This is a genomic window from Flavobacterium sp. FlaQc-52, assembly GCF_044007495.1.
Taxonomy (GTDB): Bacteria; Bacteroidota; Bacteroidia; order Flavobacteriales; family Flavobacteriaceae; genus Flavobacterium; species Flavobacterium cupriresistens.
Genome location: NZ_JBIPCV010000009.1, coordinates 184,284 through 198,598, shown reverse-complemented (window position 1 = coordinate 198,598; position 14,315 = coordinate 184,284). Strand labels below are relative to the sequence as shown.

Genomic DNA, 14,315 nt, shown 5'->3' with positions numbered 1-14,315 from the left:
ATAGCTAACCGGTTTTTGAAATCGGGTAGGATAAAATAAAACGACATTAAGATGAACAGAATAACTCAAAAACTACAAGAAGATAAAAAGATACTCTCTATTTATTTTTCGGCGGGATATCCAAACTTAAATGACACCGCACAAATTATACAGGATCTGGAAAAAAATGGTGTTGATCTAATTGAAATTGGTTTGCCCTTCAGCGATCCTTTGGCTGATGGACCAACTATTCAGGCAAGTTCTACACAGGCTTTGCATAACGGAATGACCACACAACTTCTTTTCGATCAGCTGAAAAACATTCGCGAAAGCGTAAAAATCCCGTTGATTATTATGGGGTATTTCAATCCGATGTTACAATATGGGGTTGAAGAATTCTGCAAAAAATGTGCTGAAATTGGTATCGATGGTTTAATTATTCCGGATCTTCCGGTTGATGTTTATGCAGACCAATACAAAGCTATTCTCGAAAAATACGGTTTAATTAATGTACTGTTGATTACTCCGCAAACTTCAGAGGAACGCATTCGTTTTATCGATAGTGTTTCAGACGGATTCATTTATATGGTAAGTTCTGCAAGTGTAACCGGTTCTCAGGCAGGATTCGGAAATACACAGGAAAATTATTTCGAAAGAATCGCAGCCATGGAGCTAAAAAATCCACAAATTGTTGGTTTTGGAATTTCGAATAAAGAAACTTTTACCCAAGCAACCAAATTTGCAAAAGGGGCTATAATTGGAAGTGCTTTTATCAAACATTTAGCGGAAAGCGGAAGTGGAAAAATTGAAGAATTTATTGGAGGAATCAGATAGATTTCTTTTTAGTTTATAAATCAAAAACGGCGTTTAAATTTAAAACGCTCTGATCGCAATCTTAGTTACTTATGCCTCTACTGTATTTGTAATAAAGTTAATAAAGCTAAAAACATCTTTCCCATTATGGAAAAAGAGGACACTCTCACTCCATACTACAAATTATATACTCTAAAAATACTTTGGTGTATTTTTATCCACAGAGAAAAAATCTCTGTACAGTTGGTCTTAACACTGAGTTCGAAATTCAGCGTTAAGACCAATTTTTATTTATGATAATTTTTCATAAAAATTCCCCTTCACGTTATGTTAATATTTTGTTAAAATAAAATTAAACAAGCGTTTAAATTAAACGCTTGTTTAATTTTGTACTCTATTAGAAAAATACCATGTCTAAAATCGAATTAAACGATAAAAAAATTCAGATTCTGGAAGTCTCAGAAAAACTTTTTTCTGAACGAGGATTTGAAGGCACATCTATACGGGACATCTCAAAAGCTGCAAAAATAAATATTGCCATGGTTTCGTATTATTTTGGTTCTAAAGACCGCTTGTTAGAGTCTTTAATCATCTACAAAACTTCTGATCTGAAGTTAAAAATTGAAAATTTATTACACGAAAATCTGGAACCCATTGATAAAGTCAATAAATTAATCGAAATTTACATTCACAGAATCAATTGTAACAAAGGGATTTTCAGAGTTTTACACTTTGAATTTGCGTCCAGAAAGAAAGAAGAGAATCTACAAGCCTTTACAGAACTGAAAAAAGGGAATTTAAAACTTGTAGAAAGCATCATTCAGGAAGGACAGGCAAAGGGTGTTTTTAGAAAAGATGTTATCATTCCATTAATCACTCCAACTATAATGGGGACTTTTTTCCACTTTCATATGAATAAAACATTCTTTCAGGATTTACTTCAATTAGATACCGAAGCGAAGTATGATGCTTACATTAAAACCAGTCTTACAAATCACATTCAACAAACTATAAAAGCGCTACTTGTTTATGAAAATTAGTCAATTAATGCTCTTTGGGATTTTCTTTATCGGAATTTCATCAATAGAAGCTCAAGAAAAAACAAGTTTAACCTTAGACGAGGCCGTTAAACTGGCTTGGGAAAAAAGTAACGAAGTTACGCTTGCCAACACTAAGGTAAACTCAAAAAAATACGAGTTACAAAACGTCAAAAACAATCAATATCCCGATATTAAAATTGCGGGGCAATACCAGCGTTTAACAAAAGCGTCGATTGATATGCATAATGACGAGGCAAGTGCTGAGCCAATGCCGGCACCCAATCAGGTACTATTTGGTCAGGCGACCCTAAGTCTGCCGATATTCTCAGGATTTAAAATTCAAAACAGCATCAACGCTTACGATAATCTTTACGAAGCTGAAACTGCAAGTGCGGCTAAAACTAAAGAGGATGTAGCCTTACGTGTCATCACTTACTACACTGCTTTGTACAAAGCGCAGAAAACATTAGATCTATTAAACGAAAATCAGAAGCAAGCCAAACAACGTGTTACTGATTTCAAAGAATTAGAGAAAAATGGAATCATCCCACGAAATGATTTATTGAAAGCACAATTATTGGTTTCAAAAACGCAATTATCTATTGATGAAGCAAATAACAACCTCAATAACATTAATTTTTACCTGACGACCTTACTAAAATTAGATCCTACCGTAAAACTTCAGGTTAATGAGTCTGATTTCTTCAATCTAAAAACAAACAATGCACCAACTTCGGATGCAATGGCACTTGAAAACAGAAAAGATCTCGAAGCAATTCGTTTTCAACAAAAAGCAAGTGAAGCAAACATCAAGGTTGCAAGATCAGGATACTATCCGACACTAGCTTTATTAGGTGGTTACACTGCTTTTGACCTTAAAGATTTTATCACGGTAAAATATGCTATGAATTTTGGAGTAGGTTTATCTTATGACTTATCGGGAATTCTAAAAAACAGCGCTTCTGTAAAAGCGGCTGAAAGCAAGGCTTTGGAAGTAAAAAACACAGAGGCTATCATGACGGATAGAATTAAAGTTGAAGTTCAGAAATCTATCGAGGACTATGACTTGGCAATCAATCAGAGTGTGGTTTATGATGAAGCGTTACAACAGGCCGAAGAAAACTACAGACTTGTAAAAGACAAATTTGATAATGGTTTATCTGATACCAATGATTTAGTTGAAGCTGATGTTGAACATCTAAGCGCTAAAATCAATACGGCTGTATCTAAGGCAACCATTATTCAAAAATATTACGAATTACTTTCAGTATCAGGACAATTATCACAATCATTCAATCTTTCTAAAATATAATCGATAGCTCTCATGGAAAAGAAAAAAACAAATACTAAATTCATCATTATACTAGCCGTATTGGTCTTAGTGGGCGGAACTTACGGAATAACAAAATACATGCATTCTTTAGCTCACGAAGAAACGGATGATGCTCAGATTGAGAAAAAAATGAACCCGATTATCCCGAGAGTATCTGGTTATGTTAGCAAAGTATATGTAAAAGATAATGATTTTGTAAAAAAAGGAGATACTTTATTTACTATTGACAAAAGAGATTATCAATTAAAAATTGACGAAGCTACTGCTGCAGTATTAGGAGCTGAAGGCCAATACGAAGCCGCAAAAGCCGATATTGGAAGTGCTTACGCAAGCATCTCTGTTTCTGACGCTAACATGAAATCTGCAAGTGGTTCTATCGAAAGTGCAAAAATAAGATTGAGACAACTTACAAACGATTACAACCGTTACAATAATTTGTACAAAACACATACCATCACAAAACAACAGTATGAACAAGCTTTGACTGCAAAAGAAGAAGCAGAAAATCAGGTACGTGTTTTACAACAACAACAAAGAGCAAGTTCTTTTCAAAAATCGGTAATTGAATCAAAATCTAAAGCTTCTGACAAACAAACAGAAGTTGCAGCTGCCAATATTAAAAGAGCTAAAACAATGTTGGATGTTGCGAAATTAAACCTTACTTACACGGTTGTAACTGCCGCTATTGACGGTCAGGTTTCTAAAGTTGATATTCAGCCGGGACAATTAGTTCAACCGGGACAATCTTTATTTTATATCATCAATAACAATGAGGCTTGGGTTGTAGCAAACTTTAAAGAAACACAATTAAACAAAATGGTTGTGGGGCAAAAAGTTTCTTTAAAAGTAGATGCTTATCCAAACTATGAGTTTAAAGGAGTTGTAACTTCATTTTCACCGGCAACAGGATCTCGTTTTTCTTTATTACCTCCTGATAATGCCACAGGTAACTTCGTGAAAACAATCCAAAGACTACCGGTAAAAATCAGTTTAGATCAATCAAACGATCCTGAAAAAGTAAAATTATTGCGTCCGGGGATGAATGTTGATGTAGATGTACATTTGAAATAAAATATGGCAACAGCAGTACAAGCAGAAGATGATTTAGTAGAATACGGTTTCAGACGTGTCATTATTACGATTACAGCGGTACTTTGTGCCTTGCTGGAAATTGTTGATACCACGATTGTAAACGTAGCACTAACAGACATGCGAGGTAGCCTTGGTGCTACTTTGACTGATGTGGCCTGGGTTATTACAGCATACGCCATTGCGAATGTTATTGTAATACCGATGACAAGCTGGCTTTCGCAGCAATTTGGAAGACGTAATTATTTTGTGGCCTCTATCATCTTATTTACAGTCTGCTCCTTTTTATGTGGAAATGCCAGTAATATCTGGGAACTGGTAGCTTTCAGGTTCGTACAAGGTATGGGTGGAGGTGCCTTACTGGTAACCGCCCAAACCATTATTACCGAAAGTTATCCGGTAGCAAAACGTGGTATGGCACAGGCTATTTACGGAATGGGTGTAATTGTTGGTCCAACTTTAGGTCCGCCTTTAGGAGGTTATTTAGTAGATAATTATTCCTGGCCTTATATCTTTTATATCAATATTCCTTTGGGAATTATTGCTACAATTTTAGCACTAACTTTTGTTAGAAGTCCGAAATATGGAGAAAAACTAAAAGCAAATCAGGTTGACTGGTGGGGAATTATTCTTTTGGCAACGTTTATCGGTTCTTTACAATTTGTTTTAGAACACGGACAACAAGACGACTGGTTTAATGATCCCTTAATTACAGGATTAAGTGTCCTTACCATTTTTGGATTAGTTCTATTTATATGGAGAGAGCTGACTTATAAATATCCGATTGTAAATCTGAGTGTATTAAAAGATGGAAATCTAAGAATTGGAACGGTAATGTGTTTTATTCTAGGTTTCGGTTTATACGGATCAACATTGATTATCCCTATTTACACCCAGTCCATTTTAGGATGGACGGCAACTGACGCGGGACTATTATTGATTCCGGGTTCGATTACAACAGCGATCATGATGCCATTTGTTGGAAACATGATTCAGAAAGGGGTCCCGCAAGGGTATATGGTTGGAGTTGGATTTTTGGTCTTCTTCTTCTTTACCTTTATGATGCAAACTCGTATGACACCTGATACCGGTGTAGAACATATGTATTGGCCGTTGATTTTAAGAGGTATTGGATTAGGTTTACTTTTTGTACCGATTACAACTCTTTCACTTTCGACTTTAAAAGGGAAACATATTGGTGAAGGAGCTGCTTTTACCGGAATGATGCGTCAATTAGGAGGTTCATTTGGTATTGCCATTATCACCACTTTTATCACCCGTTTCAGTCAAGAGCACCGAGTTAATCTGATCAACAATTTAGATCCTGCGAATCATGATGTGCAGCAACGTATTTCAGGAATGCAACATGCTTTTATGTCCAAAGGATATAGCGCCGATGTCGCCCTTAAAAAGGCCTATCAGGCAATAGATTATGCTATTTTAAAACAAAGTACAGTAATGTCATACATTGATATTTTTATGTATTTAGGAATCATGTTCTTATGCTGTATTCCGATTATATTTTTCATCAAAAAAGGAAAAAACAAAATTAATCCTGCTGATGCGATGCATTAATTTTTAACAAAACTAAAAAAGCCGAATTCAAAATTGAATTCGGCTTTTTTATTTCGGAAAATTCTATAAATGAGATTTTACGTCTTCAAATTAAATGATTTGGCTAAAGCCTTTAAAAAAAAAACACCCCTGGTCCCACCAGCTGAAGCTGGGGGCTATTAAACCTTAAACCTGAAACTTTAAACTTTAAACTTTTAACAAAAAAACCTACCTCGTAAAAACCAGGTGATTCCCTTTCGAAAGATTCGCATCAAACTGATACCCTTCATAATTAAAGCCTTTCAAATCATCAATCGTTTCGGCATTGGTGTCGATAATGTAACGCACCATCATTCCTCTTGCTTTTTTTGCGAAGAAACTGATTATTTTTAGCTTGCCGTCTTTATAATCTTTAAAATCCGGGGTAATTACAGGGACTTTTAGATTTTTAACATCAACGGCGGAGAAATACTCGGTACTGGCTAAATTCACAAACAACTCTCCTTTTTTCAGTTCTTTATTCAGCGCTTTTGTAACGGGGCCTTTCCAAAAATCATGTAGATTCTTATGCTCTTCTATTGGTAGTTTTGTACCCATTTCCAAACGATACGCCTGCATGAGATCCAAAGGCTTTAATACTCCATAAAGTCCTGATAAAATTCTGAGTTTATCTTGCAGTACCTCTAACTTTTCTAACGGAAGAGTATACGCGTCCAAACCGGTATATACATCGCCATCGAAAGTATAAACTGCCGGACGTGCATTTTCGGGAGTGAAAGGTGTTTTCCAAACTTGATTTCTCTGCCAGTTCAGATCGGCTAATTTTTCGGAAATCGACATTAACACAGCCAAATCTGCCGGTTTTTTAGGTTTTAAAACTTTATGAACCACACGGGCTTCCTTTAAAAAAGACGGTTCTGTATATTGAGTAGTTGGTAATTCTTTTTCGAAATTTAATGACTTCGCAGGCGATATAACAATTTTCATTTGTGCATTTTTAAGTGACCCAAAAATACAAATTGCATTTCTAAAAATAACTAATCAGGATTGATTTGTTCGATGGTGATATAGGGCTATTCGTTGCTGTATTTTTTTTAAACACGAATTACACGAATTATCACTAATTAAACTGCGCAAGCCGGAACAAAACATTCGTGATAATTCGTGGCAACCTTTTTTCTAAACACAAATTACTCTTATAAAAATAACCGATTCGTTGGTTATTTTTTTTTAAACACGAATTACACAAATTTTCACTAATTAAACTGCATAAGCCAAACTTAAACATTCGTGATAATTCGTGTAATTTGTGCCAAGCCTTTTTCTAAACACAAATTGCTCTTATAAAAACAACCGATTCGTTGCTTATTTTTTTAACACGAATTACACAAATTTTCACTAATTAAACTGCGCAAGCCACATCAAAAAATTCGTGATAATTCGTGTAATTCGTGTCAAGCCTTTTTCCTGTTTACCCCTAACATTCTATAATTACACCAATTTTCACGAATCAAACTCCACAAGCTGGACAAAAACATTCGTGATAATTCGTGTAATTCGTGTCAAACCTTTTCCTCGTTTACCACTACATTTTGTGTTTTGGTAAAAATTGCCCCATAAAACTAAGACTTTCGATAAAAAAGTGAGCGATAGATTATAAAAGGCATTTTCAATGTTGTAAATTTGCAGGCGTTCCTTTCTCTTCAAGAATAAGACGTACTATTTAAAATTCGTGAATTCGTGGCTATACAAACAAATTATAAAACAGCTTTACAACATAAAATCTTCGGAATCATTTCGCAGGCATCTCAAGAACTAAACGTAGACAGTTATGTCATTGGCGGCTTTGTACGGGATTTACTTTTAAACCGTGGTTCAAAAAAAGATATTGATGTTGTGGCCGTTGGCAGCGGTATCGAATTGGCATTAAAAGTATCTGAATTACTTCCTAAAAATCCAAAAGTACAAGTTTTCAAAACTTACGGAACTGCTATGTTGCGCTTTGAAGACACGGACATTGAATTTGTCGGAGCCCGTAAAGAATCTTATAATTTTGACAGTAGAAATCCACTTGTCGAAAACGGAACACTTGAAGACGATCAAAACCGTCGTGATTTCACGATAAATGCTTTAGCCTTATCGCTAAACGAAAAAACTTTCGGAGATCTTTCTGATCCTTTTGACGGATTGGCAGATTTAGAAAATAAAATCATCAAAACACCATTAGATCCAAGTATTACTTATTCTGATGATCCGTTGCGAATGCTTCGCGCCATTCGTTTCGCTACCCAGTTAGGTTTTGAGATTGAAAAGAATTCTTTGGATGCCATTACTAAAAATGCAGACCGAATTAATATCATCTCAGGAGAAAGAATTGTCGATGAATTAAACAAAATCCTTTCGACAGACCAACCTTCTATCGGATTTTTACTTTTATATAAAACCGGACTTTTAGATCTTATTTTACCCGAATTGACTGCATTGAATCAGGTGGAAGAAATTGAAGGTCATACCCACAAAAACAATTTTTACCATACACTGGAAGTCGTAGACAATATTTGTCCCAATACCGATGATGTTTGGTTGCGTTGGTCTGCTTTATTGCACGATATTGGAAAAGCGCCAACAAAGCGTTTCAATAAAAAACAAGGCTGGACTTTTCATGGACATGAGTTTTTAGGCGGAAAAATGGCTAAGAAAATATTCGAACGCTTGCACATGCCTTTGAATCACAAAATGAAATTTGTACAGAAAATGGTTATTATGAGTTCACGTCCAATTGTATTGGCACAGGATCTTGTAACCGATAGTGCTGTGCGTCGTTTGGTTTTTGATGCCGGAGAAGATGTAGAAAATCTAATGACCTTGTGCGAAGCTGATATTACAACTAAGAACCCGTCTAAGTTCAAAAAATACCATAAAAACTTCGAATTGGTCCGCAAAAAAATTGTTGAAGTTGAAGAACGTGATCATGTGCGTAATTTTCAACCGCCAATTTCGGGTGAGGAAATTATGAAACTATTCGATTTGAAGCCATCACGTGAAATCGGCGTTTTGAAAGAAGCGGTAAAAGAGGCCATTTTAGAAGGCGAAATCCCTAACGAATATCAGGCTGCTTATGATTTTGTTGTAAAAAGAGCGGAGAAGATGGGGTTGATAAAAGCCTCTAAGTAACTAAGTTTCTTAGACTGTAAGACTACAGCGCCCACGAAAGCAAAATACTGATTATTAAAAAATAAAATATTGTAAATAGAACATTTGCTGTTTAAAAAAAGACGTTGTTAACCACTACAAACTCAGAACATCAGCAAGTTAGTTCCTCAGCAACTTTTAAAAAGAATGAAAAAACACTTCCCTACAATCGCAAAAACAGCATTAGTTTTAGTTTATTTAGTAATTGTTGCAGGAGCATTAGTACGTATGACAGGTTCCGGGATGGGTTGTCCCGACTGGCCAAAGTGTTTTGGATATTACATTCCCCCAACGGATTTAAAAGAACTGACCTGGGCACCCAACCGTACTTTCGAAAAAGGACAAGTAATCATTAAAGACGAAACCTTATTGGTTGCCAAAGACAATTTTACAACTCAGACTAATTTTGACGTTTCGCATTGGGAGAAATACACCAAACACGATTATGCGATTTTTAATCCGCTACATACCTGGATCGAATATATCAATCGTTTGTGTGGTGCTTTAGCAGGAATGGCTTGTTTTTTTATGGCTATTGCTTCCTTTAAATTTTGGAAAGAAAAGAAAAGAATTCCCCTTCTCTCCTGGTTAGTTGTTTTTATGATGGGCTTTCAGGCGTGGTTAGGCGCGAAAGTGGTGTATTCGGTATTAAACCCGATCAAAATTACAGTCCATATGGTTATGGCTTTGGTTATTGTTGCCGTGATTTTATACATTATACAGCTAGCAAGACCAAAACTCGCAGCAGTAACGTACAATAGCACATTCAAAAATGTACTATTACTTTCTCTTTTACTGACCTTAATACAAGTGGCTATTGGTACACAAGTACGTCAGCTAGTAGATCAGCAAATAAAAAATGGGTTAACCGAAAGTATTCTTTGGTTGCAAAACCCATCAGTAACCTTTTATATTCACCGTTCTTTCTCTGTTATTGTTTTACTTGTAAATGTGTATTTATTCACTAAAAACAGAAAACTAAACTTAGGATTTGCAAAGATGAACTGGGTATTGGCTCTTATCGGAATTGAAATTCTAACCGGAATGGCTATGGCTTATCTTGATTTCCCAATTGGAAGTCAGGCCATACATTTAGTATTGGCCTCTATCTTATTCGGAATTCAGTTTTATATGATTTTGGAAGCGCAAAAACCTAGTTCAGCCAATTCTTAAAATCCTGAACTTTTTCACGGCTTACCACTACCTCATCTTCTTTATACGAAGGTAAAATTACTTTCAGACGGGAGTTGGTGTATACTTGTATTTCTTTTATTGCCTTTAGTGGTACAATAAACTTTCTGCTTACGCGAAAGAAATCTTTCATATCAACTTCTTGTTCGAGAATCTCTAAAGTCGAATCGATTAAATAATTTCGGTTTTCAAAAGTATGAATGTAGGTTCCTTTATTTTCACTAAAAAAACACTCAATTTCGTCGATTGTAATTACTTTGAGCTGTTGACCGATTTTAACGGTAAAGCGTTTTTTGTAGTTTTTCTCAAAGGGATTTGACAACATCTTCCTGATTTGTTCAAAATCAAGCTGAAGATTGGTATTCTCCATATCTAATTTAGGAAGACGACTTTTAAATTTAGTAACGGCAACATCAAGATCATCTTCGTCGATAGGTTTCAGAAGGTAGTCGATACTGTTCAGTTTAAAGGCTTTCAAAGCATATTCGTCATAAGCAGTAGTGAAAATAATAGCGCTTTTAATGTCTATTTTTTCAAAAATTTCGAACGATAAACCATCAGACAACTGTATATCCAAAAAAATCAGATCCGGATGGTTGTTATTCGAAAACCAGTCTATTGATTCTTCAACAGAATGTAACATGGTTTCTACGCTAATATTTAGCTTTTCAAGCTTGCGCTGCAACAATCTTGCTGCCGGCTTTTCGTCTTCAATAATTAATGTGGTCATTTAATAAAATGCAAGGATTTACAAAAATAACCTTAAAATTAGTACTATTTTTTGAGTTTAGATCGCTCCTTATCCATATATTTTTGAATTTTCTTTTCTTGCCACTCCTGACCAAAAAACAAATTCTCTCCAAAAACAGATAATGCATGAAAAAACAAACCAATCCCCCAAAAAAGCGCTGTCGAATAGGTATGCCAGTCTAACAATCCACTCTCATAAAGATCTGCCCCTCTCCCAAACCAATCCCGATTCAAGTTGGTTATTATTATAATTATATTTACAATAACATAAATCCTCAAATGCGAGTAAAACCCTTTAATTCTGCGCATCTTTTTGTATGCTGCATCAAAATTCTCATCATCACCAAATTGCTCAAAATAATCTTCTCGTGTATCTCTTTTATAGTGTCTCATTTTATTTTTTTTTAGATTATTGCCACTTTTCTTTATTATTGTTTTTTTCTTTCTCCATGAGTTCTTTAATTTTCTTTTCTTCCCAGTCTTTTCCTAAAACCGGAAGCACATCAAAAACCTTCAGTCCATGGAAAAGAACTCCTAAACCCCACCACATTAAGGGCCAATAGAACCATAAATACTCCGGTGATGTCAATAAATTTACAACCAGTAAAACTATATTTACACCTATAAAAGATGCCAGATTACCGTAAAACCCTTTGATTTTTTCTACTTTCTTTTTAGCTGAAAAATATCGATCCTCTTCATTAAAATTTACTTCCATGATTACTCCCATTTTTGCGTTTTTGACTTTTTCTCTAAGATACTTTTTACTTTACGCTCTTCCCACTCCTCTCCAAATATTTTATAAGAAGCAAACAAATCAATTGCCGTCACTACTAAAAAGACCGTCCAGACTCCCATTATAAGCAGATTGAGATGCTTTATCGGAAAGAAATTTAAAGGCGCTCCGAAATACTCTTTTGAAACAAAAATAAGTACGCCAATAACATAGATAATCAGATGCCTGTAAAACGATCTTAGCTTTACTACTTTTTTACTTGCCATTTTTTGGAGTTCATACTCTTCAATGTTCTTATTAAAATTTGTTTCCATACCTATTTCTTAGTTTCCTTCTTAGCTTCTTTTTCTAAAATTTCTTTTACCTTTTGTTCTTCCCATTCCTTAGTAAAAAAAGGAAAAACATTAAAAACCTTCGCTGCATCCATTGCTATGGCAATCCCCCAGCCAAACAGACACCATAAAAACCATAAATATCCCGGTGAAGTCATCAGATTTATGACTGCTAAAATGGCATTTGCAATCACAAATTCTCCAAGATGCTTGTAAAATTTCCTAAGCTCTGTTACTCTTTTTTGAGCTTGCTGATAACGCTTTTCTTCTTCTGTATAAATTCTTTCCATCCTTACTTCCAATTTTTCTTATTACCCTCTCTTTCCAAAATCTCTCTGATTTTTCTTTCTTCCCAATCTGAACTGTAACCAAACACTTTAAAAGCATGCATTACAACCCCAAATCCCCAGCCTAAAGCCGAAAACCAAAACCATTGAAATCCGGGAGAAAATCTTAAGTTTATAAAAATTAAAAAAGGAATTACACAACAATAAGAAATTACATTACCATAGAATCCTTTTAATTCCTGCACTCTTTTCTTGGCTCTGAAATAGGCTTTAGTTTCATCATTATAATCTGAACTTGTTTCCATAACTGTAACTTGTTTTGTTAAAATTGGTATTTTAACTGTAAAATTTTGTTCATTTTGTTCGATCACCACTTTTCTGTTGGATACGATTGCGTAGCGATTTACAATATTCTGCAAACCAACTCCCTGGCGATCTTGCAAAACTTCTTTTTTCTGAAAATCATTTTGGATCGCGAGATAGTCTCCATCAATAAAAATTCTGATATGAAGCGGTTTCTGCTCACTTACTACATTGTGTTTTACAGTATTTTCAAGCAAAAGCTGTAAAGACAACGGAACCACTTTTGCATCAGGATTTATATCTGTTGTTGGCATTTCGTAAAACAAACTATTCTCGAAACGCATCTTCAACAAATTCATATACGTTTTAGCAAACGATAGCTCATCTTCAACCGACACCAACTCTTTATCTTTTTGCTCCAGAACATAGCGATAAATTTTAGACAAGGAAGTGGTAAAACGCTGCGCATTATCAGGATTTTCTTCAATCAAAGAACTCAGAACGTTTAGGCTGTTAAATAAAAAATGTGGATCGATTTGATTTTTTAAACTTTCGAATTTAGCACTGGCAGTTCCGGCAATAATCTTTTGTTGGGTTACCTCAAATTTAGAAGCCTGTTTCCATTTTACCATGAAGCTTCTGGCCTGCATAAAGGTTGAAATCCCTAATGATAAAATAATGTAAAAAAGGTGTGTCCAAATCATTCTTTCGCTTAGAAATTGTTCCGGAGACATATCATGCACATATACAAAAATGACATAATTGATTCCTAAAACTGCCGGAACAGTATAGAGTACCGTACACAGAATTCCATAATACACTCTCAAATTGGTTTGTTCGAGCCAATCCCATTTTTTATCTAAAAGAACATTGAGGAACCCGTTACCAAAGCCAAGTCCAAAAGAATAAGCACAGCTCACTAAGAACGTCAGCGCTACATTTTTCAAATTAAATTCAGATCCCAAAAAAATAGAAAACAGTATTGTAATGACCATAGAAATCTTTAAACAAATGATTGTTCCGCTTTTCAAATTGGCAAATGGATTTTTATGGTCTTTCATTACAAACTATTTTTATTATTATTTTTTACAACTTTTTTGTGTCTCTAAAGCTCTGTCCAATCCCCATTTTGGTGAAAAAGGAGTCTCTGGTTTAAAAGTAGCAAAAAGTTCTATAGCTTTGTCAACCTGAGCGCATAATGGTTTTGTATCAACACCTGTCCATTTTGCTCCTCCTAACTGATAATCCGCTTCACCAAAAACTGCTCTTGGATTATTTGGATCTATAGCTTTTGCTTTAGCATAATTTTCCATTATTTTACCCGAATATTTCTGAGCATTTGTCATTGGGTCCTGTACCACCCAAGCCGTGTAAAGTAAAGCTTGTAACACATATAGTTCTGCATTGTTTTGATCTTTTATGAACTCAACATCAAGTGCATCTTGCGCTTTTGTCAATAACAAATCAACTTTAGATCCGTCTTTTTCTGAAAAAGCTGCTGTTGTATTCACTAAAGCCACATAATAATTAGGCAACCAGCTATTTTTTTCAGCAGAAGCAATTCTTTCGAACATAGCCGATGCTTCTGTACTTTTTCCTTCTTTCCAAAGTCCGAATGCTTTTCCCATTCCTTGTTCGAATTGTGTTTGTGCAGATAATAAACCGCAGATAAACAATGTGATGGCTGTAATAATTTTGGTCATAATTTCTTGTTTT

The 14,315-nt window shown here is 35.0% G+C and carries 15 protein-coding genes; 7 read left to right on the top strand and 8 right to left on the bottom strand.

From position 1 onward, the window contains the following. Positions 1-51 precede the first annotated feature (51 nt). The 5 genes from trpA to ACHRV5_RS16365 all read left to right on the top strand — a co-directional run bounded on the left by trpA (position 52) and on the right by ACHRV5_RS16365 (position 5,829). A complete protein-coding gene (gene trpA, locus ACHRV5_RS16385; protein WP_047778633.1) occupies positions 52-813 on the top strand; it encodes a tryptophan synthase subunit alpha in 762 nt (253 codons plus the stop codon). A gap of 389 nt (positions 814-1,202) precedes the next feature. Beyond that, complete coding sequence (locus ACHRV5_RS16380; protein WP_047778632.1) at positions 1,203-1,832, top strand: TetR/AcrR family transcriptional regulator; 630 nt, start codon at positions 1,203-1,205, stop codon at positions 1,830-1,832. After that, positions 1,822-3,144, top strand: coding sequence for a TolC family protein (locus ACHRV5_RS16375; RefSeq protein ID WP_395427451.1), 1,323 nt, complete (start codon positions 1,822-1,824; stop codon positions 3,142-3,144). The genes ACHRV5_RS16380 and ACHRV5_RS16375 overlap by 11 nt, the downstream gene beginning before the upstream one ends. 12 nt (positions 3,145-3,156) lie before the next feature. Continuing rightward, positions 3,157-4,236, top strand: a complete 1,080-nt coding sequence (locus ACHRV5_RS16370) for an HlyD family secretion protein (RefSeq protein WP_047778630.1) — start codon at positions 3,157-3,159, stop codon at positions 4,234-4,236. 3 nt (positions 4,237-4,239) lie between these two features. Then, positions 4,240-5,829: an MDR family MFS transporter gene (locus ACHRV5_RS16365; protein ID WP_395427450.1), complete on the top strand. Its 1,590-nt coding sequence runs from the start codon at positions 4,240-4,242 to the stop codon at positions 5,827-5,829. Between the two features lie 207 nt (positions 5,830-6,036). On the opposite strand, the gene yaaA is transcribed toward ACHRV5_RS16365, so the two are convergent. Further along, entirely contained in the window at positions 6,037-6,795 is a 759-nt protein-coding gene (gene yaaA, locus ACHRV5_RS16360; RefSeq protein WP_230002907.1) for a peroxide stress protein YaaA, read from the bottom strand. A gap of 753 nt (positions 6,796-7,548) precedes the next feature. On the opposite strand from yaaA, the gene ACHRV5_RS16355 reads away from it, so the two are divergent. Then, positions 7,549-8,982, top strand: coding sequence for a CCA tRNA nucleotidyltransferase (locus ACHRV5_RS16355; RefSeq protein ID WP_395427449.1), 1,434 nt, complete (start codon positions 7,549-7,551; stop codon positions 8,980-8,982). Between the two features lie 165 nt (positions 8,983-9,147). Further along, positions 9,148-10,173 (top strand): heme A synthase, encoded by a 1,026-nt coding sequence (locus ACHRV5_RS16350; RefSeq protein WP_395427448.1) that lies wholly within the window; start codon positions 9,148-9,150, stop codon positions 10,171-10,173. On the opposite strand, the gene ACHRV5_RS16345 is transcribed toward ACHRV5_RS16350, so the two are convergent. From ACHRV5_RS16345 to ACHRV5_RS16315, 7 genes are read right to left on the bottom strand one after another with little or no spacing between them, the layout of a single operon-like run. After that, a complete protein-coding gene (locus ACHRV5_RS16345; protein ID WP_047778625.1) occupies positions 10,154-10,921 on the bottom strand; it encodes a LytTR family DNA-binding domain-containing protein in 768 nt (255 codons plus the stop codon). The two genes, ACHRV5_RS16350 and ACHRV5_RS16345, sit on opposite strands and share 20 nt — an antisense overlap. Before the next feature lie 44 nt (positions 10,922-10,965). After that, positions 10,966-11,334 carry a 2TM domain-containing protein gene (locus ACHRV5_RS16340; RefSeq protein WP_047778624.1) on the bottom strand — a complete coding sequence of 123 codons (369 nt, stop codon included), beginning with the start codon at positions 11,332-11,334 and terminating at the stop codon, positions 10,966-10,968. Between the two features lie 16 nt (positions 11,335-11,350). Further along, on the bottom strand, positions 11,351-11,671 hold the full coding sequence (locus tag ACHRV5_RS16335; RefSeq protein ID WP_395427447.1) for a 2TM domain-containing protein: 321 nt from the start codon (positions 11,669-11,671) through the stop codon (positions 11,351-11,353). Continuing rightward, the gene (locus ACHRV5_RS16330; protein ID WP_047778622.1) at positions 11,662-11,991 is read right to left on the bottom strand and encodes a 2TM domain-containing protein; all 330 of its coding nucleotides are present in this window, start codon (positions 11,989-11,991) and stop codon (positions 11,662-11,664) included. Before ACHRV5_RS16330 ends, ACHRV5_RS16335 begins: the two co-directional genes overlap by 10 nt. 2 nt (positions 11,992-11,993) lie before the next feature. After that, positions 11,994-12,299, bottom strand: a complete 306-nt coding sequence (locus ACHRV5_RS16325; protein WP_230002911.1) for a 2TM domain-containing protein — start codon at positions 12,297-12,299, stop codon at positions 11,994-11,996. A gap of 2 nt (positions 12,300-12,301) precedes the next feature. Next, complete coding sequence (locus ACHRV5_RS16320; RefSeq protein WP_047778620.1) at positions 12,302-13,660, bottom strand: 2TM domain-containing protein; 1,359 nt, start codon at positions 13,658-13,660, stop codon at positions 12,302-12,304. An 18-nt stretch (positions 13,661-13,678) separates the two neighbouring features. Further along, positions 13,679-14,302, bottom strand: a complete 624-nt coding sequence (locus ACHRV5_RS16315; RefSeq protein ID WP_047778619.1) for a hypothetical protein — start codon at positions 14,300-14,302, stop codon at positions 13,679-13,681. Positions 14,303-14,315 lie beyond the last annotated feature (13 nt).

Excerpts from the sequence above, each read along its gene's own strand:
- ACHRV5_RS16375 (WP_395427451.1), top strand. The coding sequence starts at position 1,822 with ATGAAAATTAGTCAATTAATGCTCTTTGGGATTTTCTTTATCGGAATT.
- ACHRV5_RS16370 (WP_047778630.1), top strand. The coding sequence starts at position 3,157 with ATGGAAAAGAAAAAAACAAATACTAAATTCATCATTATACTAGCCGTA.
- ACHRV5_RS16330 (WP_047778622.1), bottom strand. The coding sequence starts at position 11,991 with ATGGAAACAAATTTTAATAAGAACATTGAAGAGTATGAACTCCAAAAA.
- trpA (WP_047778633.1), top strand. The coding sequence starts at position 52 with ATGAACAGAATAACTCAAAAACTACAAGAAGATAAAAAGATACTCTCT.
- ACHRV5_RS16365 (WP_395427450.1), top strand. The coding sequence starts at position 4,240 with ATGGCAACAGCAGTACAAGCAGAAGATGATTTAGTAGAATACGGTTTC.
- ACHRV5_RS16380 (WP_047778632.1), top strand. The coding sequence starts at position 1,203 with ATGTCTAAAATCGAATTAAACGATAAAAAAATTCAGATTCTGGAAGTC.
- ACHRV5_RS16335 (WP_395427447.1), bottom strand. The coding sequence starts at position 11,671 with ATGGGAGTAATCATGGAAGTAAATTTTAATGAAGAGGATCGATATTTT.
- ACHRV5_RS16340 (WP_047778624.1), bottom strand. The coding sequence starts at position 11,334 with ATGAGACACTATAAAAGAGATACACGAGAAGATTATTTTGAGCAATTT.
- yaaA (WP_230002907.1), bottom strand. The coding sequence starts at position 6,795 with ATGAAAATTGTTATATCGCCTGCGAAGTCATTAAATTTCGAAAAAGAA.
- ACHRV5_RS16315 (WP_047778619.1), bottom strand. The coding sequence starts at position 14,302 with ATGACCAAAATTATTACAGCCATCACATTGTTTATCTGCGGTTTATTA.
- ACHRV5_RS16320 (WP_047778620.1), bottom strand. The coding sequence starts at position 13,660 with ATGAAAGACCATAAAAATCCATTTGCCAATTTGAAAAGCGGAACAATC.
- ACHRV5_RS16325 (WP_230002911.1), bottom strand. The coding sequence starts at position 12,299 with ATGGAAAGAATTTATACAGAAGAAGAAAAGCGTTATCAGCAAGCTCAA.
- ACHRV5_RS16345 (WP_047778625.1), bottom strand. The coding sequence starts at position 10,921 with ATGACCACATTAATTATTGAAGACGAAAAGCCGGCAGCAAGATTGTTG.
- ACHRV5_RS16350 (WP_395427448.1), top strand. The coding sequence starts at position 9,148 with ATGAAAAAACACTTCCCTACAATCGCAAAAACAGCATTAGTTTTAGTT.